Source organism: Paraburkholderia dipogonis, from assembly GCF_042680985.1.
Taxonomy (GTDB): domain Bacteria; phylum Pseudomonadota; class Gammaproteobacteria; order Burkholderiales; family Burkholderiaceae; genus Paraburkholderia; species Paraburkholderia phytofirmans.
Map to the genome: position 1 here is coordinate 390,215 of NZ_JBHUFR010000008.1, position 19,490 is coordinate 409,704.

The window sequence follows — 19,490 nt, forward strand, 5'->3', positions numbered from 1 at the left end:
CGCGCCGGCCGCCCCATCCCCCAAGTCTCGATGCCAGGCCGACGCCGCCGCATTCATCCGGCGCAGGCCATCACAACCGGAGAACCTCGTGCCCATTGCAGTCGACCAACCCATCCCCGACTTCACCGCCCCCGCTACCGGTGGCGAGATCACGCTGTCCAAGCTGCGGGGCAAGAAGGTGGTGCTGTATTTTTATCCGAAGGACAACACGCCGGGCTGCACGACCGAAGGTCTGCAGTTCCGCGATCTGTATCCGAAGTTCAAGAAGGCCGGCGCGGAAATCCTCGGCGTGTCGCGCGACAGCCTGCGCTCGCATGACAACTTCAAGGCAAAGCTCGAATTGCCCTTCCCGCTGATCTCGGACCCTGAAGAAACGCTCTGCGCGCTCTTCAACGTCATCAAAATGAAGAAAATGTATGGCAAAGAGGTACGGGGAATTGAACGCTCCACGTTCCTCATCGACGCTGAAGGCGTGCTGCGCCAGGAGTGGCGCGGCGTGAAAGTGCCGGGCCACGTCGACGATATTCTGGAGGCTGTACAAGCGCTTTGAGGCGCGTTATATTGGGTTGCAATGAGTGCCTGTACACCCCAAATTTTTGCCGCTGCGCCAGACTTGACGGCCGCTTCCCGTTTCCTGGGTTCCGTCGGAGTCGCGAGGTGCAACGCGAGCACTGTAGGCGAGCCGCTTGCCCCGTACGCCGGGGCGGCGGCTTTTTTAATTGCGCGCAGCCGTTCGTTCACTCGGCCGCGCGCATCCGTTAAGGAGCCGATCGAAGACCAGGCGAACCGGCATTTCTAGACCGAATGCGCGCCTCCGGGCGCAATCTGCGTGCGCACTCACTGGCACCGGCAGAATGCGACAGGCGGCGCACGATATGCGACCCGATTAATTCGAGGGAAACCATGCCTTTGCCTACCCCCCCCAGCAAGCTCGGCAATCTCCTGCCGCCTGACGAATACAAGGCCAAAGCCGCCAGCCCGGCGCGCTCCGCCGCGAAGAAACAGGCGGTGGTTGGGGAATCCGCAGAGTCGGCCGACTACGGCCGCGCGAACGTCGCCACCCCCATGGCGCACGCCGCCAATGCCGCGACGACCTTGCGGCCCGTGCCGGCATCGTCGGCTACCGCTGTTGCGTCCGCATCCGCTGAACAGGCTGCGCCGGCACGTGGTCGCAAAACGAAACAGACCGCCGCACTGCTGCAACCGGTTCCCGCCAGCCGTCCGCAAGCCGAGCACGCTGCGCAGCCGGTCGTCGCCCGCGCGCCGAGCGCGAAGCAGGCCGAGGCGAGCACGCCCACGGCTGCCGCGCCGAGCACGCGCGGCACCACCAAGAAACGCGGCGCGGGCACCGAGCCGGTTGAAATGCAGAAGCTCTTCGTGCTCGATACGAACGTGCTGATGCATGATCCGAGCTGCCTGTTCCGTTTCGAAGAACACGACGTCTATCTGCCGATGATGACGTTGGAGGAACTCGACAACCACAAGAAAGGCATGTCGGAAGTCGCGCGCAACGCTCGCCAGGTGAGCCGCACGCTCGACGCGCTGGTGGCGAACGCCGGCAATATATCCGACGGCATTTCGCTCGCGCGTCTGGGCAGCCGCGAGGCGTCCGGGCGTCTGTACTTCCAGACCAAGCTCAACGCCATCGAGCCGGTGGAAGGTCTGCCGGAAGGCAAGGCCGACAACCAGATCCTCGGTGTGGTGCGCGCGTTGCAGCGCGACCGGGCGGATCGCCAGGTCGTGCTGGTGTCGAAAGACATCAACATGCGCATCAAGGCGCATGCGCTCGGCCTGCCCGCTGAAGACTACTTCAACGACCAGGTGCTCGAAGACAGCGATCTGCTGTATTCCGGCATCCGCGCGCTGCCGCAGGATTTCTGGACCAAGCACGCGAAGGGCATGGAGAGCTGGCAGGACACCAAGACCGGTACTACGTACTACCGCGTAACGGGTCCGCTGTGCGCCTCGATGCTGGTCAACGAGTTCGTCTATCTGGAGCCGCAGAACGGCGAGCCGGCGTTTCACGCGCTGGTGCGCGAACTGAACGGCAAGACGGCGCTGCTGCAAACCTTGCGCGACTACGGCCACCACAAGAATAACGTGTGGGGCATCACGGCGCGCAACCGCGAGCAGAACTTCGCGCTGAACCTGTTGATGAATCCGGAGATCGACTTCGTCACGCTGCTGGGTCAGGCCGGCACCGGCAAGACGCTGGTGGCGCTCGCCGCCGGTCTCGCGCAGGTGCTGGACGACAAGCGCTACAACGAGATCATCGTGACGCGCGCGACGGTGCCGGTCGGCGAAGACATCGGCTTCCTGCCGGGTACGGAAGAGGAAAAAATGCAGCCGTGGATGGGTGCATTCGACGACAACCTCGAAGTCCTGCAGAAAACCGACGACGCAGCCGGCGAATGGGGCCGCGCCGCGACGCAGGAGCTGATCCGCTCGCGCCTGAAGGTCAAGAGCATGAACTTCATGCGTGGCCGCACGTTCGTGGACAAGTATCTGATCATCGACGAAGCGCAAAACCTGACGCCTAAGCAGATGAAGACGCTGGTCACGCGCGCGGGTCCGGGCACGAAGATCATTTGTCTCGGCAACATCGCGCAGATCGATACGCCTTATCTGACGGAAGGCAGCTCCGGTTTGACGTACGTGGTGGATCGCTTCAAGGGTTGGGCGCACAGCGGGCATGTGACATTGGCGCGCGGCGAACGCTCGCGCTTGGCCGACTACGCGTCGGAAATCCTTTAAGTTTCAGACTGTTAGCTTTAGCCAGAAGCCGCGCCCGGAGCACTCCGGGCGCGGCTTTTTTCTTGACTCGACGTTCTCGCCGGGCAACACTTAGCGCACGAACTTCAAGTAATTTGTCAAGAATTCTTGCCCGAGGAAGCGCCCAAGGGCTACCATCCCGAAATCGTTCGCCGTTAAATGGGCGTTTACCGCTCTCCTCGTCCTCATGCGCCGACTCGCCTTTTCGCTCCTGATCGTTCTGCTGCTCGCCGCCTGCGCCGGCGCGCCGCAGAAAACGTCGTCACGCTCGGGCGGCTCGGTCGTGGTGGCGAACGGCGCTTATCATGCTCCGCCGCCCGGTTTCCCGAATTTCGTCGATCACAGCATCGGCCGCGAGGAAATCTCGATTCAGGCGATGAGTCTCGTTGGTATTCCATACCGTTGGGGCGGGAATACGCCGGATAGCGGCTTCGATTGCAGCGGATTGGTTCGCTATGTCGTTTTGCGTGCGGCCTCCGTGAACCTGCCGCGCACGACGGCCGACATGAGCGGGCGCGGCGAATCGATCGAGCCGGACGAAATCGCGCCGGGCGATCTGATTTTCTTCAATACGACGGGGCGCGCTCACTCGCACGTCGGCATTTATGTAGGCAAGCTGCGCTTCGTCAACGCGCCGTCGACCGGCGGAACGGTGCGGCTCGACTATCTGACCAATCCTTATTGGGCCAAGCGTTTCGACGGGATCCGCCGCGTGGCCGCCCCGGCCGCGACGCCGGCGCCGTTTGACACGCCGAGTTATCAGGCGGCTGCGCCGCAGCCTGAACGCGTTGTTTCGCCGGGGGCGCGGACGGCGCCGGCGTATGCGGGTGTGCCGGGTGTGCCGGGTGTGCCGGGTGTGCCGGGTGCGGCGGGTGCGGGTGCGGGTGCGGGTGCGGGTGCGGGTGCGCCAGCGTATGCAGGTAAGGCGGAGACCGTGGCACCGATGTCGGCAAAGACTGCTACACAGGCGCCGCCGGTTTATGCCGCTGGCGCGCCGCAACTCCAATCGCAATCGCCGCAAACAGCGCGCGTCGCGGCAACGCCGCGCGCTCCGTCGACGATCGAGGCGCAATCGACAACGACCGCGGCCGCGCCGCAAGCCGATCCGTTTGAACCGCCGCCGCCGGGACTGAGCGCAGCACAGATGCAGGCGCGTGCGGCAGGCGCGGTGTCGCCGACGCCGGTTCCAGCCGCTCAAGCAAGCGCCTACGATGCCAACGCCGGCGCCGCTCGACAACAGGCGGCCACTTCACGCACGGCGCCGCAAATGGCGACTTCCCGTGCGCCCGATCCAATCGATGCCGCCGCCGACGCGTTCGAGCCGCCGCCGCCCGCTTCCGTCGCGGCACGCCAGGCACAGCAAGCCGATGAAAACGGCAGCGTGCAGATCATGCGGGCTTCGACGGGAGCGCGCAGCATGCCCGCGCCCACGCAAACCAACGACGACCCGATCGCCCGCTTCGCCAACGGCAATTTTTGACGTGGCGACGCGGGTCTGGCGCGCACGAGCTTGGGTCAGGCCGCTTCTGCGTCGATACTGCGCGGCGTAGGACGCCGTAAGTTAGCGTATGTGGATCCGGCAGCGACGTTCCGCGGTTCAGCATCGCGCTGCGCACCACCGCCCAGCGCATCACAACTCGTGCTTGATACTGGAAACCCAGCCCAAATCGAGTCACCCGGCGTCGGTATTTCTTTACAAGACTAGCCCGTCGGCGCACGAGCAACGAGCCGACGCCCGGTCGATCACGATCCTCCACCTCACCACGCCACCGCCCCCGCTGATCTGCTATCGTCATCGATATTCCTCCGACAGCGGGTGACGACGATGGATCTCGGGCTCAAAGACAAGGTGGTATTGATCACGGGCGGCAGCAAGGGAATCGGGTTCGCCTGCGCCCGTGCGTTTGCGCTCGAGGGCGCGAAAGTCGCGATCGTCTCGCGCGATCCCGCCAACCTCGCGCGCGCCTTCGAGCAGTTGAAGCAGGAAGGCCTGCACGTGCACCGAACCCGCGCCGATCTGCACGAACCGCACAGCGCCGCCGATATCGTCGAGGAAGTCAGCACTGCGGTCGGCCCGATCGACATACTGATCAACAGCGCCGGCGCCGCGCGCCGCTACGACCCGGAAACGCTCGACGCCGACGCGTTCCGCGCCACCATGGAAGCGAAGTACTTCCCCTACATCTATCCCCAGCAGGAAGTACTGCGCCGCATGGCCGAGCGCGTCAAGACCGGCAACGGCGGCGAGCCCGGCACGATCGTCAACATCATCGGCATGGGCGGCAAGATCGCGAGCGATATCCACATTGCCGGCGGCGCCGCGAACGCCGCGCTGATGCTCGCCACCGTCGGCCTCGCCCACTATTACGCGCGTTACGGCATCCGCATCAACGCGATCAATCCCGGGGCGACGCTGACCGAGCGTATCGAGGAAGCGGTCAAGCTGGAAGCCACGCAGCAAGGCGTCGAGAGCGCGGAAGCGCTCGCGCGCGGGCAGGCCAAAGTGCCACTCGGACGCTTTGCCAAACCGGAGGAAATTGCCGACGTCGCGCTGTTTCTGGCGAGCCGCCGCGCAAGCTATGTGACGGGCGCGATCGTCCCGATGGATGGAGCCAGCGCGCCGCTGATCTAGACGGCGCGCTTTAAACCCAGACAGTTTGATAGCGCGGCGGACAGCGCCGCCGCGCGCTTTACAGGAAACGGTGGCCGAGCCACCATGCGGCGCCGGAGAGCGCCGCGGAAGCCGGGATCGTCAGAATCCACGCCCACACGATGTTGCCGGCCACGCCCCAGCGCACCGCGCTCAGCTTCTGCGTCGCGCCGACCCCGACAATCGCTCCGGTAATCGTGTGCGTGGTGGACACCGGAATGCCGAGCCACGATGCGGTGAACAGCGTGATCGCACCGCCCGACTCCGCGCAAAAACCGCCGACCGGCTTGAGCTTGGTGATCTTCTGACCCATCGTGCGCACAATGCGCCAGCCGCCGAACAACGTGCCGACGCCCATCGAAAGATAACAGCCGCCGATCACCCACAGCGGCGGCGCATCCGCGAAAGACGACGCATAACCGGTTGCGATCAGCAGCATCCAGATAATGCCGATGGTTTTCTGCGCGTCGTTGCCGCCGTGACCGAGGCTGTACAAGCCCGCCGACACCAGTTGCAGGCGCCGGAAACGGCGGTCGACCTTGCTCGGCGGCGTGCGGAAGTAGATCCACGACACCGCCAGCATGAAGAACGAGCCGAGCACGAAGCCAAGCAGCGGCGAAATGAAGATGAAGGCCACCGTCTTCATCAGGCCGTCGAAGTTGAGCGAGCCCCAGCCCGACTTGGCGAGCGCCGCGCCCACCAGGCCGCCGATCAGCGCATGCGAGGAACTCGACGGAATGCCGTAGTGCCAGGTGATGATGTTCCAGCCGATCGCGCCGACCAGCGCCCCGAAAATCACGTAATGATCGACGATGTTCGGGTCGATCGTACCCTTGCCGACGGTCGCGGCCACTTTCAGGTGGAACACGAAATACGCGATGACGTTGAAGGCCGCCGCGAAGGCCACCGCCTGCTGCGGCTTCAGCACGCCGGTTGAGACCACCGTGGCGATCGAATTCGCCGCGTCGTGAAAGCCGTTCATGAAGTCGAAAACCAGCGCGACGGCGACCAGGCCGGCGACGACCCAGATTGCGAGTTGTATCGATTGCATTATGCGTTTTCCAGCACGATGCCTTCGATGATGTTCGCTACATCTTCACACTTGTCCGTGATCGTTTCGAGCAATTCGTAGATCGCTTTGAGCTTGATCAGGGTCTTGACGTTGTCTTCTTCGCGGAACAGTTTCGACATGGCCGAGCGCAGCACGCGGTCGGCTTCCGATTCCAGACGGTCGATATCTTCGCAGGCCTTCAGGATCTGGCTCGCCTGCTTCATGTCGGACAGCAGGCTCACCGCGAACTGCACGCGCTCGCAGGTTGCCGTGCAGATGTGCGCCAATTGGCTCGCCTCGGAGGTCACGGCCTGCACGTCGTACAGCGAAATGGCGGTGGCGACGTCTTCCATCAGGTCAAGGATGTCGTCCATCGTCGTGATCAGCTTGTGGATCTCGTCACGGTCGAGCGGCGTGATGAACGTCTTGTGCAGCAGGTCGATGGTTTCGTGCGTGAGCTTGTCAGCGGCCTTCTCGGCTTTCTGCACGTTTTGCTTATGAGTCTCGGCGTCCTGCAGGTTGTCGATCAGCAGCTCGAGTTCGCGGCTTGCCGAGACGATGCACGTTGCGTGCGCATTGAAAATTTCAAAGAACTTGCCCTCGGTGGGCATGAATCGACCGAACATTGGGATCCCGAAAATTGGTCACATTATGGCTGACATAAAACCGCCACATTGTACCGTTGCGAGACCCAAGCCGCACTTTGAAAGCGCCGTTACAACGACGCTCCAGTTATCGCTTCACTTCTGCGCGAATTTGCGTTTTTAATCGCTGTAGAAATTCTGCGCGCCCGCAAAGTTGTCGAACTTCGTGAATTGACCATGGAACGTGAGCCGAACCGGGCCGATCGGACCATTCCGCTGTTTGCCGATAATGATTTCGGCCGTGCCTTTGTCCGGACTGTCCGGGTTGTACACTTCGTCGCGGTAAATGAACAGGATCACGTCGGCATCCTGTTCGATAGCGCCGGATTCGCGCAAGTCCGACATGATCGGCCGCTTGTTCGGGCGCTGTTCGAGACCCCGGTTGAGCTGCGACAACGCGATCACCGGTACGTCGAGTTCCTTGGCGAGACTCTTCAGCGAACGCGAGATTTCCGAGATTTCGGTGGCGCGGTTTTCGCCTGACGACGATCCGCTCATGAGCTGCAAATAGTCGATGATGATCAGCCCCAGCTTGCCGCACTGGCGCGACAAACGGCGCGCGCGCGAGCGCAATTCCATCGGGTTCAGACCGCCGGTTTCGTCGATGAAAATTTGCGCCTCGCTCATTTTCTGCACGGCATGCGTGAGCTTCGGCCAATCCTCGTCTGTCAGACGCCCAGTGCGCATACGGTGCTGATCCAGCCGTCCGACCGAGCCGAGCATACGCATGGTGAGTTGCGAACCCGGCATTTCCATCGAGAACACTGCGACCGGCAGGCCGTACTCGACCGCCACGTATTCGCCGATATTCATCGAAAACGCCGTTTTACCCATCGACGGACGGCCAGCCACAATGATCAGCTCGCCGCCGTGCATGCCCGAAGTCATGCGGTCCAGATCGACAAAGCCGGTCGGCGTGCCGGTCACGTCGCTCGGATTCGCCGTGTGATACAGCGTATCGATCCGCTCGACGACTTCCGTCAGCAGCGGTCCGATTTCGAGGAAGCCTTGTGTGCCGCGCGCGCCGTCTTCAGCGATCGAAAACACCTTCGACTCGGCCTCGTCCAGCAACTGGCGGACTTCCTTGCCCTGCGGATTGAAGGCATCGGCCGAGATTTCATCGGCGACCGAGACCAGCCGGCGCAGCACCGCGCGATCGCGCACGATTTCCGCGTAGCGGCGGATGTTGGCCGCGCTCGGCGTGTTCTGCGCCAGCGCGTTCAGATAGGCGAGACCGCCGACCTCTTCCGCCTTGCCCGAGGTGCCGAGCGCCTCGTACACGGTGATCACGTCGGCCGGACGCGTGGCCGCGATCAGCTTGCCGATGTGCTCGAAGATAATGCGGTGGTCGTAGCGGTAAAAATCGCTCTGCGACAGGAAATCGGCGATGCGGTCCCACGCGGCATTGTCAAGCAGCAGGCCGCCCAGCACCGATTGCTCGGCCTCGATCGAATGCGGCGGGACTTTCAGCGACTCGAGTTGGGGATCTTTGGACGGTGCGTTCATGGAGAGGGATTATCGGGGTAAATGCGCGCGGAGGGAAATCAAAAACCGAGCGTTCGAGCCGCCGAAAGCGGGCACAAAAAAGGCAGGGGCCGGTTACCCGGCCCCTGCCTTTCGCCAGCAAACTTCCTGGCAGATGCTGCTTAGACGTGTTCGCCGATCACAGCCACCGTCACGTCGACTACGACGTCGGTGTGCAGCGCGATCTGGACTGCGTGCTCGCCAACCAGCTTCAGCGGGCCTTCCGGCAGACGCACTTGCGCCTTTTCCACTGCGAAGCCTTGCTTGACCAGGGCTTCAGCGATGTCCGCGTTCGTCACTGAACCGAACAGACGGCCGTCGACGCCAGCCTTCTGATTGATCTGAACGGTCGAGCCACCCAGCTTTTCGCCTTGAGCTTGAGCTGCAGCCAGCTTTTCAGCGGCGACTTTTTCCAGTTCTGCGCGACGCACTTCGAATTCAGCCAAAGCTTCTTTCGTTGCACGGCGAGCTTGCTTGTTCGGGATCAGGAAGTTACGTGCGTAACCGTCCTTGACCTTCACGATATCGCCCAGGTTACCCAGATTGACGACTTTTTCCAGAAGAATAATTTGCATTCGGAGACTCCTTATCGCGTCGTCGGGTTAGGCCTTGTGCTGGTCGGTGTACGGCACCAGCGCGAGGAAACGTGCGCGCTTGATTGCCGTGTCCAGCTGGCGTTGATAGTGCGACTTCGTACCCGTGAGACGCGCCGGCGTGATCTTGCCGTTTTCGCCGATGAAGTCCTTCAGCGTTTCGAGGTCTTTGTAGTCGATGTGATCGACGCCAGCGGCCGTGAAACGGCAGAACTTCTTGCGCTTGAAGAGCGGATTTTGTTGCTGACGACGCTTGTCGAATTTCTTACCAGTCGGGCGGGGCATGTTCAGTCCTTTCCAATGTCCTGCAATGCTGTGATGTGAAATACCAGAGTTCTTGCGTTGCGGTGTTTTTTCGCCAGGAAGCCTGTGAAGAGCGTTTCCACGCCCATCTGACAACTTTCCAGCTTACCGCTTGCCTCGCCTGCGGCTACCGCCTGCATGGTCAGTTCGACTTGCCGGGCAATGCCGGCTTCGACGACCTCCGTGCGGTGGTGCAACGTGCAGCCTGCAATCGGAACGCCGGCGGGTGTATACCGCACCGGTTCGCGTTCGACGACGCTGGCCGTAAGTTGCAGCCGATTCATGTAGCCTTCGACGAGAACGACGCTTTGATCTGGTAGCTTAAATAGTGTGTCTTAAGCCTGCGCTTCGGACGGTTGCGTAGCAGCCGACTTCTTGGCTTCTTCGCGCTGCACTTCCTTCATCATCGGCGACGGGCCGGTTTCGGCCTTCTTCATCTTGACGATCAGGTGACGCAGAACCGCGTCGTTGAACTTGAATGCGTGTTCCAGCTCGTCGAGCGTGGTTTGGTCGCATTCGATATTCATGCAGACGTAGTGAGCCTTGGCGAGTTTCTCGATCATGTAGGCCAGTTGGCGACGGCCCCAGTCTTCGATACGGTGGATCTGGCCACCGTGCGAGGTGATCGTGGACTTGTAACGCTCGATCATTGCGGGCACTTGCTCGCTTTGATCCGGGTGCACGATAAATACGATTTCGTAATGACGCATATTCACTCCTTGTGCTGACTTATGGATTAAAGCCACCCGGGCGTCGAACCGGTGTGGCAAGTGAGAAGCCAAATAGTGTAACCCGATTAGGGCCGGGTTGCAAGATATCCCGTTATTGCGACGCGCGAATCGGGTGTGTTTTCAAGGGTTTAGGCGGTGACACCGCGATGTGAACGGACGCTGCCTCTCGCGCCGGGTTGCCTGAAACGTTAGCGAGGCCTGAACAGCCAAACCGGCACAGCCCGGCGGCCCGCGGGCCGCCAGGGCCGTCCAGTGGCCGTTTCCAGTCAGTCTATGAGCCCGTTTCCGTGCGCTCGCTGCCGCTTTGCAGACGCGCCTTCAGCGCCACTTCCAGCCCCTTCAGCGCATCCGGCGCGGCGTCCGAGATCGCCCACCAGGTCATGCCTTCCGCATTCCAGTGCGCAATCGAATAGCCTTCGCGGCCGAGCGTCGCCGGCACCGTGCCGCTGGAGGCGGTCTGCGGAAAGACGTACACGTCGATCACATGCTTCTGGTAGCGGTACACCAGCACGGCCACCCGCTGGTGCGCGAGGTAATCGAGGCGGCCGCCCTCCAGCGCGAAGCCGTTCGCCGCGAGATCCTCGACCGGCGGCGAATAGTCCAGCCGGCCGTTGAACCAGGGCTTGACCGTATGCCGATCCGTCGAAATCACGTCGATGTCGCGCCCCGAGACCTGCGCCCGCACGTGGCTTTCTATCAGCTCGTCGGCGAATGGTCCGAAATCCGCCGGCCGGCGCAGGTTCAGCGCCACGCCCGCCGCCGCCGCGCCCAGCACGAGCACCAGGACCATCAGCCAGCCGCGCCCGAACACGCCGCCTGATCCGACCGCGCCGCCGCCCGCGCCCGCCGGCAAGCCGAAGCCACCTTGCGGCGCCCGCATGCCGTCCAGCAAACGATCGAGCCAGCCGCGCCGCGCACGTTCGCGCGGTGGCGCCTCGACGTGGGCAACCGGCACCTCAGGCACCTCGGCCGCCGCGACCGGCTCGTCGACGGACGGCAATCCCGCGATGATCCGCTCGCGCAGCGACTGCGGCGCACGATGATAAGGCGCCGCGCGCACCGCGCCGCTCAAGGCCCGCAGGTGCTCGCTTTCGCGCCGGCAGCCGTCGCAGCTCTCGATGTGCTGCTGGACACGCCGGGCATCCGGCGCGGGCAATTCGTGATCGGCGTTCGCGTCGAGGAGCGGCCGCGCTTCATTACAGTCCATCTGGCGTCTCCTGAGCGCTGCCGGCGGCGGTGCCGCCCGGCGAGTTGAGTGGCCGGCCGTTGGCGGACGCCCGCAATGGGGTCACGCTCGCCGTAGCCGATCTGCCTGGGCCGGACACCGCGCACGCCGACGACCTGTGCGAAGCAGCCGCGCCCCCTTGTTTCTCCGCGAGCAACGCGGCAAGCTTGCGACGCCCCCGCGCGAGCCGGGACATCACCGTGCCGATCGGCACGTCGGCCACCGCCGCGATCTCCTTGTAACCCATTTCCTCCAGCTCCCGCAGCATCAGCACTTCCCGATATTCGACCGGCAGCTGCGCAAGCGCCTCGTGCACGCGCTTCGTGTCCTCGTCGCGGATCAGGAGCGCCTGCGGATCGGCACCGCCGACGCTCCAGCCGTCGAACGAGGCGTCGTCCATGGTGTCGTCGAACTCCACCGTCTCGTGCGACGACGAACGTCGTCGCCATTCCGTGTACCAGGTGCGCCGGACGATCGCCAGCAGCCACGGCCGCGCCGAGTCGCCGCGAAACGTGTCGAAGAAGCGGAAAGCGCGCATGAACGCTTCCTGCACGACATCGTCGGCATCGCTCGCGTTACCGCACAACCAGCGCGCAAGGTTGTACGCGGCATCGAGGTGCGGCAGCGCCAACTGCTGAAAGCGCCGGCTCCTCGCTGCTTCGGACTCGCCGTGCGCGCGGACAGGTTCTGAATCGGTCTGGACCACCTTGGCCCTCCAGGGCATTGCGGGCTATACGATGCAGCTCGCCGGGACACTCTCTGCAAGGGATAACCGGCCATTTGCCGAGTTTATTCCCACCGCCGCGCAGAATCCGCAAAAAAACTGGCGGGACCGCCGGGCGCGGCGACCGCTAGTAAGCCGGGCGGTTCCAGTAATCCTCGCTGGCGTAGACCTCCTTCAGATAATCGATGAAGTACCGCACCTTGGCCGGCACATACCGCTGCTGCGGGTAGACGGCGAGAATGTCGTAGTCGGGCAGCGCGAATTCGTCGAGCACGGTTTCCAGCTCGCCGCGCGCCAGCTGCTGCTGGATCTCCCACGTGGAGCGCCAGCCGAGACCGAGACCTTCCGATACCCAGCGGTGCAGCAATTCACCGTCGTTGCAGTCGAGCGTGCCGCCCACCCGCACCGTCGCCAGCTTGCCATTGCGGCGGAAATACCAGCCGCGGTTCTGGCCGCCTTGCAGATTGAATGCGAGGCAATTGTGTTGCGGCAGGTCTTCGAGCGTGTTGGGCCTGCCGTGCTGGCGAAAATACTCCGGCGTGCCGCACACCACGCGCCGGTTCGACGCCAGCTTGACCGCCACGAAGTTCGGATCGACCGCGCCGCCGATGCGGATCGACAGGTCGTAACCCTCGCGCACCAGATCCACCACCCGGTCGGTCAGATTGAACGACACCTGCAATTCCGGCTTGTCGGCGAGAAACACTGGCGCAAGCGGCGCGACGTGCTTGCGTCCGAACGCGGCCGGCGCCGACACGATCAGATGGCCGTTGACCGCGCGCCGCCCGGCGCTCAGTTCGTTTTCCGCCTGATCCCATTCGGTGAGGAGGCCCCGGCAGCGCTCGAGAAACGCGGCGCCGTCTTCGCTGACTACCAGCCGGCGCGTCGAGCGGTACATGAGTTTCACGCCGAGGCGCTTTTCCAGCGCGTCGATGCGACGCCCGAGGATCACCGGCGACACACCCTCCTCCAGCGCGGCCGCCGCGAGGCTGCCGGCATCCGCGACGCGCACGAAGGTTTCGATCTGTTTGAAGCGGTCCATGGTTGTGTCCCTCCTGCCCGTTCCGATCCCAGTCTGCGGGCTATTCCATACTTTTTGTTTCGAAATAAGCGACCCGCACTGATCTTATCAAACCTTTCCGTCAGGCCTAAAGTGCACTCAACACTTTTAATTTGCCCATCCCCAAGACATTCAGGAGACATTCATGGCCAAGATGAGAGCCGTCGACGCAGCCGTGCTGGTGCTCGAAAAAGAAGGCATCGACACCGCATTCGGCGTTCCGGGCGCAGCGATCAACCCGTTCTACTCGGCCATGCGCAAGGCAGGCAACATCAGCCACGTGCTGGCCCGCCACGTCGAAGGCGCGTCGCATATGGCCGAAGGCTATACGCGCGCTCAACCGGGCAACATCGGCGTGTGTATCGGCACGTCGGGCCCCGCCGGCACTGACATGATCACCGGTTTGTACTCGGCTCAGGCCGACTCCATTCCTATTCTCGCCATCACGGGCCAGGCGCCGCGCGCGCGTCTGTACAAGGAAGACTTCCAGGCCGTCGATATCGAATCGATCGCCAAGCCCGTCACCAAGTGGGCCGTCACCGTGCGTGAACCGGCACTCGTGCCGCGCGTGTTCCAGCAGGCTTTTCACCTGATGCGCTCGGGCCGTCCGGGTCCGGTGCTGGTCGACCTGCCGATCGACGTGCAGCTCGCCGAAATCGAATTCGACATCGACACATACGAACCGCTGCCGGTCTACAAGCCGAAAGCGACGCGCAAGCAGATCGAAGCCGCGCTCACGTTCCTGAACGATTCGGACAAGCCGCTGATCGTCTCGGGTGGCGGCGTGCTGAACGCAGCCGCTGAAGACCTGCTCGTCGCGTTCGCTGAAACCGTCGGCGTGCCGGTGATCCCGACGCTGATGTCGTGGGGCGCGATTCCCGACGACCATCCGCTGATGGCCGGCATGGTCGGTCTGCAAACCTCGCACCGCTACGGCAACGCGACGATGCTCGCCTCCGACTTCGTGCTCGGCATCGGCAACCGCTGGGCGAACCGTCACACGGGCAGCGTCGAGGTGTACACGAAGGGCCGCAAGTTCGTGCACGTCGACATCGAACCGACGCAGATCGGCCGCGTGTTCGGCCCGGATCTGGGCATCGTGTCGGACGCGAAGGCCGCGCTCGAACTGTTCGTCGAAGTGGCAAAGGAATGGAAAGCCGCGGGCAAGCTGAAGGATCGCAGCGCGTGGGTCGCCGATTGCCAGGAACGCAAGCGCACGATGCATCGCAAGACGCATTTCGACAACGTGCCGATGAAGCCGCAGCGTGTGTACGAAGAGATGAACCAGGTGTTCGGCCGCGACACGTGCTACGTGAGCACGATCGGTCTTTCGCAGATCGCCGGCGCGCAGTTCCTGCATGTCTACAAGGCGCGCAACTGGATCAACTGCGGCCAGGCCGGCCCGCTCGGCTGGACGATTCCGGCAGCGCTCGGCGTGCGTGCGGCCGACCCGCAGCGTCCGATCGTGGCGCTCTCGGGCGACTACGACTTCCAGTTCATGATCGAAGAGCTGGCAGCGGGCGCGCAATTCAAGCTGCCGTATGTGCACGTGGTAGTGAACAACTCGTACCTCGGCCTGATCCGCCAGGCACAGCGCGCGTTTGACATGGACTTCTGCGTGCAGCTCGGCTTCGAGAACATCAACGCGCCGGAGATGAACGGCTACGGCGTGGATCACGTTGCCGTCGCCGAAGGTCTGGGTTGCAAGGCGATCCGCGTGTTCAAGCCGGAAGAGCTGAAGCCCGCGCTGCTGAAGGCGCAATCGATGCTCTCCGAGTTCAACGTGCCGGTGATCGTCGAAGTGATTCTCGAACGTGTGACCAACATTTCGATGGGCACCGAAATCGACGCGATCAACGAGTTCGAAGAACTGGCCGCGAATCGCCAGGACGCACCGACCGCGATCAGCATGCTCGACTGAGCAGGCCGACTGAGGCATTAAAAAAATCGAGCATCACGTGAGCGCGGTTCGGCAACACTGAACCGCCTCATGAAGCCATTCCACTGACCGACCAGAGAGACAGACGCACCATGCCGAAATTTGCAGCGAATCTCACCATGCTGTTCAACGAAGTCCCGTTCCTCGACCGCTTTGCGGCCGCGGCGGACGCGGGCTTTCACGCCGTCGAATTTCTGTTTCCGTATCCGTATCAGATCGCTGAATTGAGCGAACGTCTGCAGCAGAACCGCCTGAAGCTGGTGCTGCACAACCTGCCCGCGGGCAACTGGGAAGCCGGCGAACGCGGCATTGCGTGCCTGCCGGATCGCGTGAGCGAATTCCAGGAAGGCGTGGGCCGCGCGATCGAATACGCGAAAGCACTGAAGGTGCCGCAACTGAACTGCCTCGTCGGCATTCCGACGGCCGGCGTGGATGCGGACAAGGCTCGCTCGACGATCGTCGACAACCTGCGCTTTGCTGCGGGCGAACTGAAGAAAGCCGGCATCAAGCTATTGGTCGAGCCGTGCAATTCCTACGACATTCCGGGCTTCGCATTGAACCGTTCGGGCGAAGGCCTCGACGTGATTCGCGCGGTCGGTTCGGACAATCTGTTCCTGCAGTACGACATCTATCACATGCAACGGATGGAAGGCGAACTCGCGGCGACCATCAAAAAGAATCTGCCGCAGATCGCGCACATCCAGCTCGCCGACAACCCGGGCCGCAACGAACCGGGCACCGGCGAAATCAACTATCCGTTCCTCTTCGACCTGCTCGACTCGCTCGGCTACGACGGCTACGTCGGCTGCGAGTACAAACCGCGCACGACGACCACCGCCGGCCTCGGCTGGGTGCAGAGCGTGGCCGGGCAAAAGCGTGGCGCGGCGCACGCCGCCGCCTGAGCGCCGCGGCGTCTGATTGCCGGGAGGAATCAGACGCTCGACGCCCCGAAACAAGTCCCTCGAGGGACGCCCAACAACACTGGAGATTTAGACACATGGCAAAGATCGGTTTTATCGGCCTCGGCATCATGGGCGCGCACATGGCGCGCAACCTCATCAAGGGCGGTCACTCGCTGTTCGTGAATGGCGCGTACCCGGTGCCGGAAGATCTGAGCAAAACGACGAGCGTCGTCGCGAATTCGACCGCTGTCGCGCAAGCCGCCGACATCGTCATCATCATGGTGCCGGACACGCCCGATGTCGCCAACGTGCTGTTCGCCGACGACGGCGTCGCCGCCGGCCTCTCGAAGGGCAAGCTCGTGATCGACATGAGCTCGATCTCGCCGCTCGACACGCAAGCGTTCGCGAAGAAGATCAACGCGCTCGGCGTCGACTATCTGGATGCGCCGGTCTCCGGCGGCGAAGTCGGCGCGCGTGAAGCGTCGCTGACGATCATGGTGGGCGGCCCGGAAAAAGCGTTCGCCACAGCCAAGCCGCTGTTCGAACTGATGGGCAAGAACATCTCGCTGATCGGCGAAAACGGCGCGGGTCAAACTTGCAAGGTCGCGAACCAGATCATCGTCGCGCTGAATATCGAAGCGGTGGCCGAAGCGCTGCTGTTCGCCGCGCGCTCGGGCGCCGATCCGGAACGTGTGCGCAAGGCTTTGATGGGTGGCTTCGCCTCGTCGCGGATTCTGGAAGTGCACGGCGAGCGCATGACCAAGCGCAAGTTCGATCCGGGCTTCCGCATCGAACTGCACCAGAAGGATCTGAACCTCGCACTCGACGGCGCGCGCAAGCTCGGCATCGCCCTGCCGCATACGGCAAGCGCGCAGCAACTGTTCAGCGTGTGCGCGGCGAACGGCGGCAAGGCATGGGATCACTCGGCGATGGTGCGCGCGCTCGAAATCATGGCAAATTTCGAAGTCGCGCAAACGGCGGGCGGCGAAGCCAAGGCAGCTTGAGGAAGTGATGCGGACTGCCCTGATCGTTGCAATATCAACGTCATGGCAGTTGAAGGTGGGGCGCCCGCTTCGTTGTGCGACATGCACGGCGGAACGGGCAAATCGTGCCGCTCTGGGCTGAGAGCGGCAAGTGGGGTCCGCAGCGGCACCCGGCGGCGCCGGGGAAGCCTTGGTCGGTCAGACGTCGTCGTCGGGTGTCCGGCTGTCGGATTTCATGTTTAACGATGCTTATGCTTTTTCGGCCAAACTCTCGCAGCGGATGCATCACGCATGCCGCTCACTGGCGTCTCTACTTGCGGCTCCAATCGGTCGCATGCCCGCAAGTCCGCTTGCATTTGCTTGCAACTCCGTCCCCTTTGCTCGACCTTTTTTGACACATCGGTCCGCGCTTTTCTCCTACACTCGTTGAGTCTGGTTGCGGGCGTGTCAGCGTTCAGGTGCGGCTTGCCGATCATGGCAACGCGTGCCCTCCGCTTCATTCGCCCGATTCCCAACCAGTGTTCAACCCGTGAGCGGCATGTGCTTGCGCCAGTAACCCCTCTGCAAAGGATTCAGAATGAGCATCTTTGGTGACATCGTACATAAGCTCTTTGGCAAAGCGAAACCGGACCAGCCTGCGCCTGCTGTCGAGCCGACACCGGATCCGGCCGCGGCGCAAGCCGCCGCACCCGCGGCTGCCCCGGCGCCCGCGCCGCTCGCCGACGTCGACGTCGCTGTCGTCATGGACCAGTTCGTGAGCGAGAGCGGTCAAACGTTGAACTGGCGCACGTCGATCGTCGACACGCTCAAAGCGCTCGGCGTCGACAGCAGCCTCGATCATCGCAAGGAACTCGCGAAGGAACTGAAGTACACCGGCGACACGAACGATTCGGCAAGCATGAACATCTGGCTGCACAAGCAGGTGATGCAAGCGCTGGCGGCGAACGGCGGCAAATTGCCGCCGGATCTGGCGAACTGACGATTTGCCGACACCGCCTCGTTGCGGCGCTGGCGATAAGCATCACGCCGAAACAACAACGCGGCGCTCCGGTCAATAACCTGGGCGCCGCGTTGTCATTCAGGCTTCATGTGCAGGACACGGTTCTGACTTTGAAGCCGGCCTGTCCGCGTTGAATCGATCAATAGGTATCAAATATCTTCTGCAACGCCACCGGCCCGGTGGCGCCCGCGGCCAATGCCAGCATCAGCAGCACGCGCGCCTTGTACGGATTGAGCGAACCCGCGCTGACGAAACCGAGTGCGTCGTCAGCGGCCGCGCCATTGCGCATCACGTGCCCAGAACCCACGCGCGACGCGCGCACCACCGCGACGCCTTGCGACGCGGCATCGGCGAGCGCCTGCTGCACCGAGGCGTGAATCGAGCCGTTGCCCGTGCCCGCCACGACGATGCCGCGCACTCCGGCGGCAACCAACGCATCCACGGCAAGGCGCGACACGCCCGCGTAACTCAGCACGATCTCCACATGCGGCCACTGCGCGCCGATCACGAATTCGGTTGCGAGCGTATGCGGACGCACCACACCGCGCTGGAATTCGACGCGGCCATCCTGCACCCAGCCGAGCGCGCCGATTTCGGGCGAATGAAACGCATCGACCGCATAGGTGCTCGTCTTGACCACGTCGCGCGCGCTGTGGATCCTGTTGTTGAAGGCCACCAGCACGCCCTGCCCGCGCGCGCTCGCCTGTGCCGCGACCGTCACGGCGTTCAGCAGATTCAACGGGCCATCGGCGGAGAGCGCCGAGGCCGGGCGCATGGCCGCCGTCAGCACGACCGGCTTGTCCGACTTGATGGTCAAATGCAGCAGGTAGGCAGTTTCTTCGAGCGTATCGGTGCCGTGCGTGATTACCACGCCGTCGATCTCATCGTCGGCGAGCAGCGTGTTGATGCGTTGCGCGAGCGTGGTCCACAGCGGCATCGCCATGTCCTTGCTGTCGACGCTGGCAATCTGCTCACGCTCCATGCGCGCCACCGTGGACAAGGCCGGCACCACGGCCAGCAGTTGCTCGACGCCGATCACACCGGCCTGATAACCCGAGGTGTTGGTAGCGCTCGCCGCCGCGCCGGCAATCGTGCCGCCGGTTGCGAGGACGACGATGCGCGGCAGCAGTGGCGTGGCGCCTTCGCCAGAAGGTATAGCGGAAGAAGAAGTCGAGGTATTCATGGCGGCGATTGTAAGCGATGCGCCGCGCGCCGCCATGCGTGAAAAAACGGATGTCCGTTCGTTTCGGGTTGGATGAGGCCGGCGCTTTGGCGCGACAAGTTAGCGTGATCTCCGCACCAAGGCCGGCCGCGGCCCGCATGAAGTTCGCACGAACCGGCCGCCGCGATGGATGCGTGCGGCAGCGTTCGCGCGTGGCGCCGGACCGC

19 protein-coding genes are annotated in these 19,490 nt (G+C 63.2%); 8 read left to right on the top strand and 11 right to left on the bottom strand.

The window, feature by feature from the left end; genetic code table 11:
- Positions 1 to 88 precede the first annotated feature (88 nt).
- The 4 genes from ACFSNN_RS11735 (at position 89) to ACFSNN_RS11750 (ending at position 5,404) form a co-directional block, all read left to right on the top strand.
- Positions 89 to 550 (top strand): peroxiredoxin, encoded by a 462-nt coding sequence (locus ACFSNN_RS11735; protein ID WP_073426815.1) that lies wholly within the window; start codon positions 89 to 91, stop codon positions 548 to 550.
- A 353-nt stretch (positions 551 to 903) separates the two neighbouring features.
- Positions 904 to 2,754, top strand: a complete 1,851-nt coding sequence (locus tag ACFSNN_RS11740; RefSeq protein ID WP_377767368.1) for a PhoH family protein — start codon at positions 904 to 906, stop codon at positions 2,752 to 2,754.
- Between the two features lie 205 nt (positions 2,755 to 2,959).
- The gene (locus ACFSNN_RS11745) at positions 2,960 to 4,252 is read left to right on the top strand and encodes a C40 family peptidase (RefSeq protein ID WP_134456231.1); all 1,293 of its coding nucleotides are present in this window, start codon (positions 2,960 to 2,962) and stop codon (positions 4,250 to 4,252) included.
- 345 nt (positions 4,253 to 4,597) lie between these two features.
- A complete protein-coding gene (locus ACFSNN_RS11750) occupies positions 4,598 to 5,404 on the top strand; it encodes an SDR family NAD(P)-dependent oxidoreductase (RefSeq protein ID WP_134456232.1) in 807 nt (268 codons plus the stop codon).
- A 58-nt stretch (positions 5,405 to 5,462) separates the two neighbouring features.
- Here ACFSNN_RS11750 and ACFSNN_RS11755 read toward each other — a convergent pair whose 3' ends face one another.
- The 10 genes from ACFSNN_RS11755 to ACFSNN_RS11800 form a co-directional block, all read right to left on the bottom strand.
- Positions 5,463 to 6,473: an inorganic phosphate transporter gene (locus ACFSNN_RS11755; RefSeq protein ID WP_134456233.1), complete on the bottom strand. Its 1,011-nt coding sequence runs from the start codon at positions 6,471 to 6,473 to the stop codon at positions 5,463 to 5,465.
- On the bottom strand, positions 6,473 to 7,099 hold the full coding sequence (locus ACFSNN_RS11760; RefSeq protein ID WP_134456234.1) for a DUF47 domain-containing protein: 627 nt from the start codon (positions 7,097 to 7,099) through the stop codon (positions 6,473 to 6,475). Before ACFSNN_RS11760 ends, ACFSNN_RS11755 begins: the two co-directional genes overlap by 1 nt.
- A gap of 138 nt (positions 7,100 to 7,237) precedes the next feature.
- On the bottom strand, positions 7,238 to 8,623 hold the full coding sequence (locus ACFSNN_RS11765) for a replicative DNA helicase (protein WP_012432804.1): 1,386 nt from the start codon (positions 8,621 to 8,623) through the stop codon (positions 7,238 to 7,240).
- Positions 8,624 to 8,763: 140 nt separating this feature from the next.
- Positions 8,764 to 9,216, bottom strand: coding sequence for a 50S ribosomal protein L9 (gene rplI / locus ACFSNN_RS11770; protein WP_134456235.1), 453 nt, complete (start codon positions 9,214 to 9,216; stop codon positions 8,764 to 8,766).
- 27 nt (positions 9,217 to 9,243) lie between these two features.
- Entirely contained in the window at positions 9,244 to 9,519 is a 276-nt protein-coding gene (gene rpsR / locus ACFSNN_RS11775; RefSeq protein ID WP_007182109.1) for a 30S ribosomal protein S18, read from the bottom strand.
- Positions 9,520 to 9,521: 2 nt separating this feature from the next.
- A complete protein-coding gene (gene priB, locus ACFSNN_RS11780; protein WP_007182110.1) occupies positions 9,522 to 9,821 on the bottom strand; it encodes a primosomal replication protein N in 300 nt (99 codons plus the stop codon).
- A 51-nt stretch (positions 9,822 to 9,872) separates the two neighbouring features.
- Entirely contained in the window at positions 9,873 to 10,247 is a 375-nt protein-coding gene (gene rpsF, locus ACFSNN_RS11785) for a 30S ribosomal protein S6 (protein WP_006048823.1), read from the bottom strand.
- Between the two features lie 292 nt (positions 10,248 to 10,539).
- Positions 10,540 to 11,475, bottom strand: a complete 936-nt coding sequence (locus tag ACFSNN_RS11790) for an anti-sigma factor family protein (RefSeq protein WP_134456236.1) — start codon at positions 11,473 to 11,475, stop codon at positions 10,540 to 10,542.
- Positions 11,465 to 12,199 (bottom strand): RNA polymerase sigma factor, encoded by a 735-nt coding sequence (locus tag ACFSNN_RS11795; RefSeq protein WP_134456237.1) that lies wholly within the window; start codon positions 12,197 to 12,199, stop codon positions 11,465 to 11,467. The genes ACFSNN_RS11790 and ACFSNN_RS11795 overlap by 11 nt, the downstream gene beginning before the upstream one ends.
- 145 nt (positions 12,200 to 12,344) lie before the next feature.
- Positions 12,345 to 13,259: a LysR family transcriptional regulator gene (locus ACFSNN_RS11800; RefSeq protein ID WP_134456238.1), complete on the bottom strand. Its 915-nt coding sequence runs from the start codon at positions 13,257 to 13,259 to the stop codon at positions 12,345 to 12,347.
- Positions 13,260 to 13,422: 163 nt separating this feature from the next.
- Here ACFSNN_RS11800 and gcl point away from each other — a divergent pair, with 163 nt between their 5' ends.
- From gcl to ACFSNN_RS11820, 4 genes are all read left to right on the top strand, one after another.
- On the top strand, positions 13,423 to 15,198 hold the full coding sequence (gcl, locus tag ACFSNN_RS11805; protein WP_134456239.1) for a glyoxylate carboligase: 1,776 nt from the start codon (positions 13,423 to 13,425) through the stop codon (positions 15,196 to 15,198).
- A 110-nt stretch (positions 15,199 to 15,308) separates the two neighbouring features.
- Positions 15,309 to 16,118 (top strand): hydroxypyruvate isomerase, encoded by an 810-nt coding sequence (hyi, locus tag ACFSNN_RS11810; RefSeq protein ID WP_134456240.1) that lies wholly within the window; start codon positions 15,309 to 15,311, stop codon positions 16,116 to 16,118.
- A gap of 95 nt (positions 16,119 to 16,213) precedes the next feature.
- Positions 16,214 to 17,122, top strand: a complete 909-nt coding sequence (locus ACFSNN_RS11815; RefSeq protein ID WP_134456241.1) for a 2-hydroxy-3-oxopropionate reductase — start codon at positions 16,214 to 16,216, stop codon at positions 17,120 to 17,122.
- Between the two features lie 556 nt (positions 17,123 to 17,678).
- Positions 17,679 to 18,080, top strand: coding sequence for a DUF3597 domain-containing protein (locus ACFSNN_RS11820; RefSeq protein WP_134456243.1), 402 nt, complete (start codon positions 17,679 to 17,681; stop codon positions 18,078 to 18,080).
- Between the two features lie 160 nt (positions 18,081 to 18,240).
- On the opposite strand, the gene ACFSNN_RS11825 is transcribed toward ACFSNN_RS11820, so the two are convergent.
- Positions 18,241 to 19,284 carry an asparaginase gene (locus tag ACFSNN_RS11825; protein ID WP_134456244.1) on the bottom strand — a complete coding sequence of 348 codons (1,044 nt, stop codon included), beginning with the start codon at positions 19,282 to 19,284 and terminating at the stop codon, positions 18,241 to 18,243.
- Positions 19,285 to 19,490 lie beyond the last annotated feature (206 nt).

What these genes read in the sequence shown, in the direction of transcription:
- rpsR (WP_007182109.1), bottom strand. Translation starts at nt 9,519, where the DNA reads ATGCCCCGCCCGACTGGTAAGAAATTCGACAAGCGTCGTCAGCAACAA.
- ACFSNN_RS11820 (WP_134456243.1), top strand. Translation starts at nt 17,679, where the DNA reads ATGAGCATCTTTGGTGACATCGTACATAAGCTCTTTGGCAAAGCGAAA.
- ACFSNN_RS11750 (WP_134456232.1), top strand. Translation starts at nt 4,598, where the DNA reads ATGGATCTCGGGCTCAAAGACAAGGTGGTATTGATCACGGGCGGCAGC.
- ACFSNN_RS11755 (WP_134456233.1), bottom strand. Translation starts at nt 6,473, where the DNA reads ATGCAATCGATACAACTCGCAATCTGGGTCGTCGCCGGCCTGGTCGCC.
- rplI (WP_134456235.1), bottom strand. Translation starts at nt 9,216, where the DNA reads ATGCAAATTATTCTTCTGGAAAAAGTCGTCAATCTGGGTAACCTGGGC.
- ACFSNN_RS11740 (WP_377767368.1), top strand. Translation starts at nt 904, where the DNA reads ATGCCTTTGCCTACCCCCCCCAGCAAGCTCGGCAATCTCCTGCCGCCT.
- ACFSNN_RS11825 (WP_134456244.1), bottom strand. Translation starts at nt 19,284, where the DNA reads ATGAATACCTCGACTTCTTCTTCCGCTATACCTTCTGGCGAAGGCGCC.
- priB (WP_007182110.1), bottom strand. Translation starts at nt 9,821, where the DNA reads ATGAATCGGCTGCAACTTACGGCCAGCGTCGTCGAACGCGAACCGGTG.
- ACFSNN_RS11815 (WP_134456241.1), top strand. Translation starts at nt 16,214, where the DNA reads ATGGCAAAGATCGGTTTTATCGGCCTCGGCATCATGGGCGCGCACATG.
- ACFSNN_RS11760 (WP_134456234.1), bottom strand. Translation starts at nt 7,099, where the DNA reads ATGTTCGGTCGATTCATGCCCACCGAGGGCAAGTTCTTTGAAATTTTC.
- ACFSNN_RS11790 (WP_134456236.1), bottom strand. Translation starts at nt 11,475, where the DNA reads ATGGACTGTAATGAAGCGCGGCCGCTCCTCGACGCGAACGCCGATCAC.
- ACFSNN_RS11765 (WP_012432804.1), bottom strand. Translation starts at nt 8,623, where the DNA reads ATGAACGCACCGTCCAAAGATCCCCAACTCGAGTCGCTGAAAGTCCCG.
- ACFSNN_RS11800 (WP_134456238.1), bottom strand. Translation starts at nt 13,259, where the DNA reads ATGGACCGCTTCAAACAGATCGAAACCTTCGTGCGCGTCGCGGATGCC.
- ACFSNN_RS11745 (WP_134456231.1), top strand. Translation starts at nt 2,960, where the DNA reads ATGCGCCGACTCGCCTTTTCGCTCCTGATCGTTCTGCTGCTCGCCGCC.
- gcl (WP_134456239.1), top strand. Translation starts at nt 13,423, where the DNA reads ATGGCCAAGATGAGAGCCGTCGACGCAGCCGTGCTGGTGCTCGAAAAA.
- hyi (WP_134456240.1), top strand. Translation starts at nt 15,309, where the DNA reads ATGCCGAAATTTGCAGCGAATCTCACCATGCTGTTCAACGAAGTCCCG.
- rpsF (WP_006048823.1), bottom strand. Translation starts at nt 10,247, where the DNA reads ATGCGTCATTACGAAATCGTATTTATCGTGCACCCGGATCAAAGCGAG.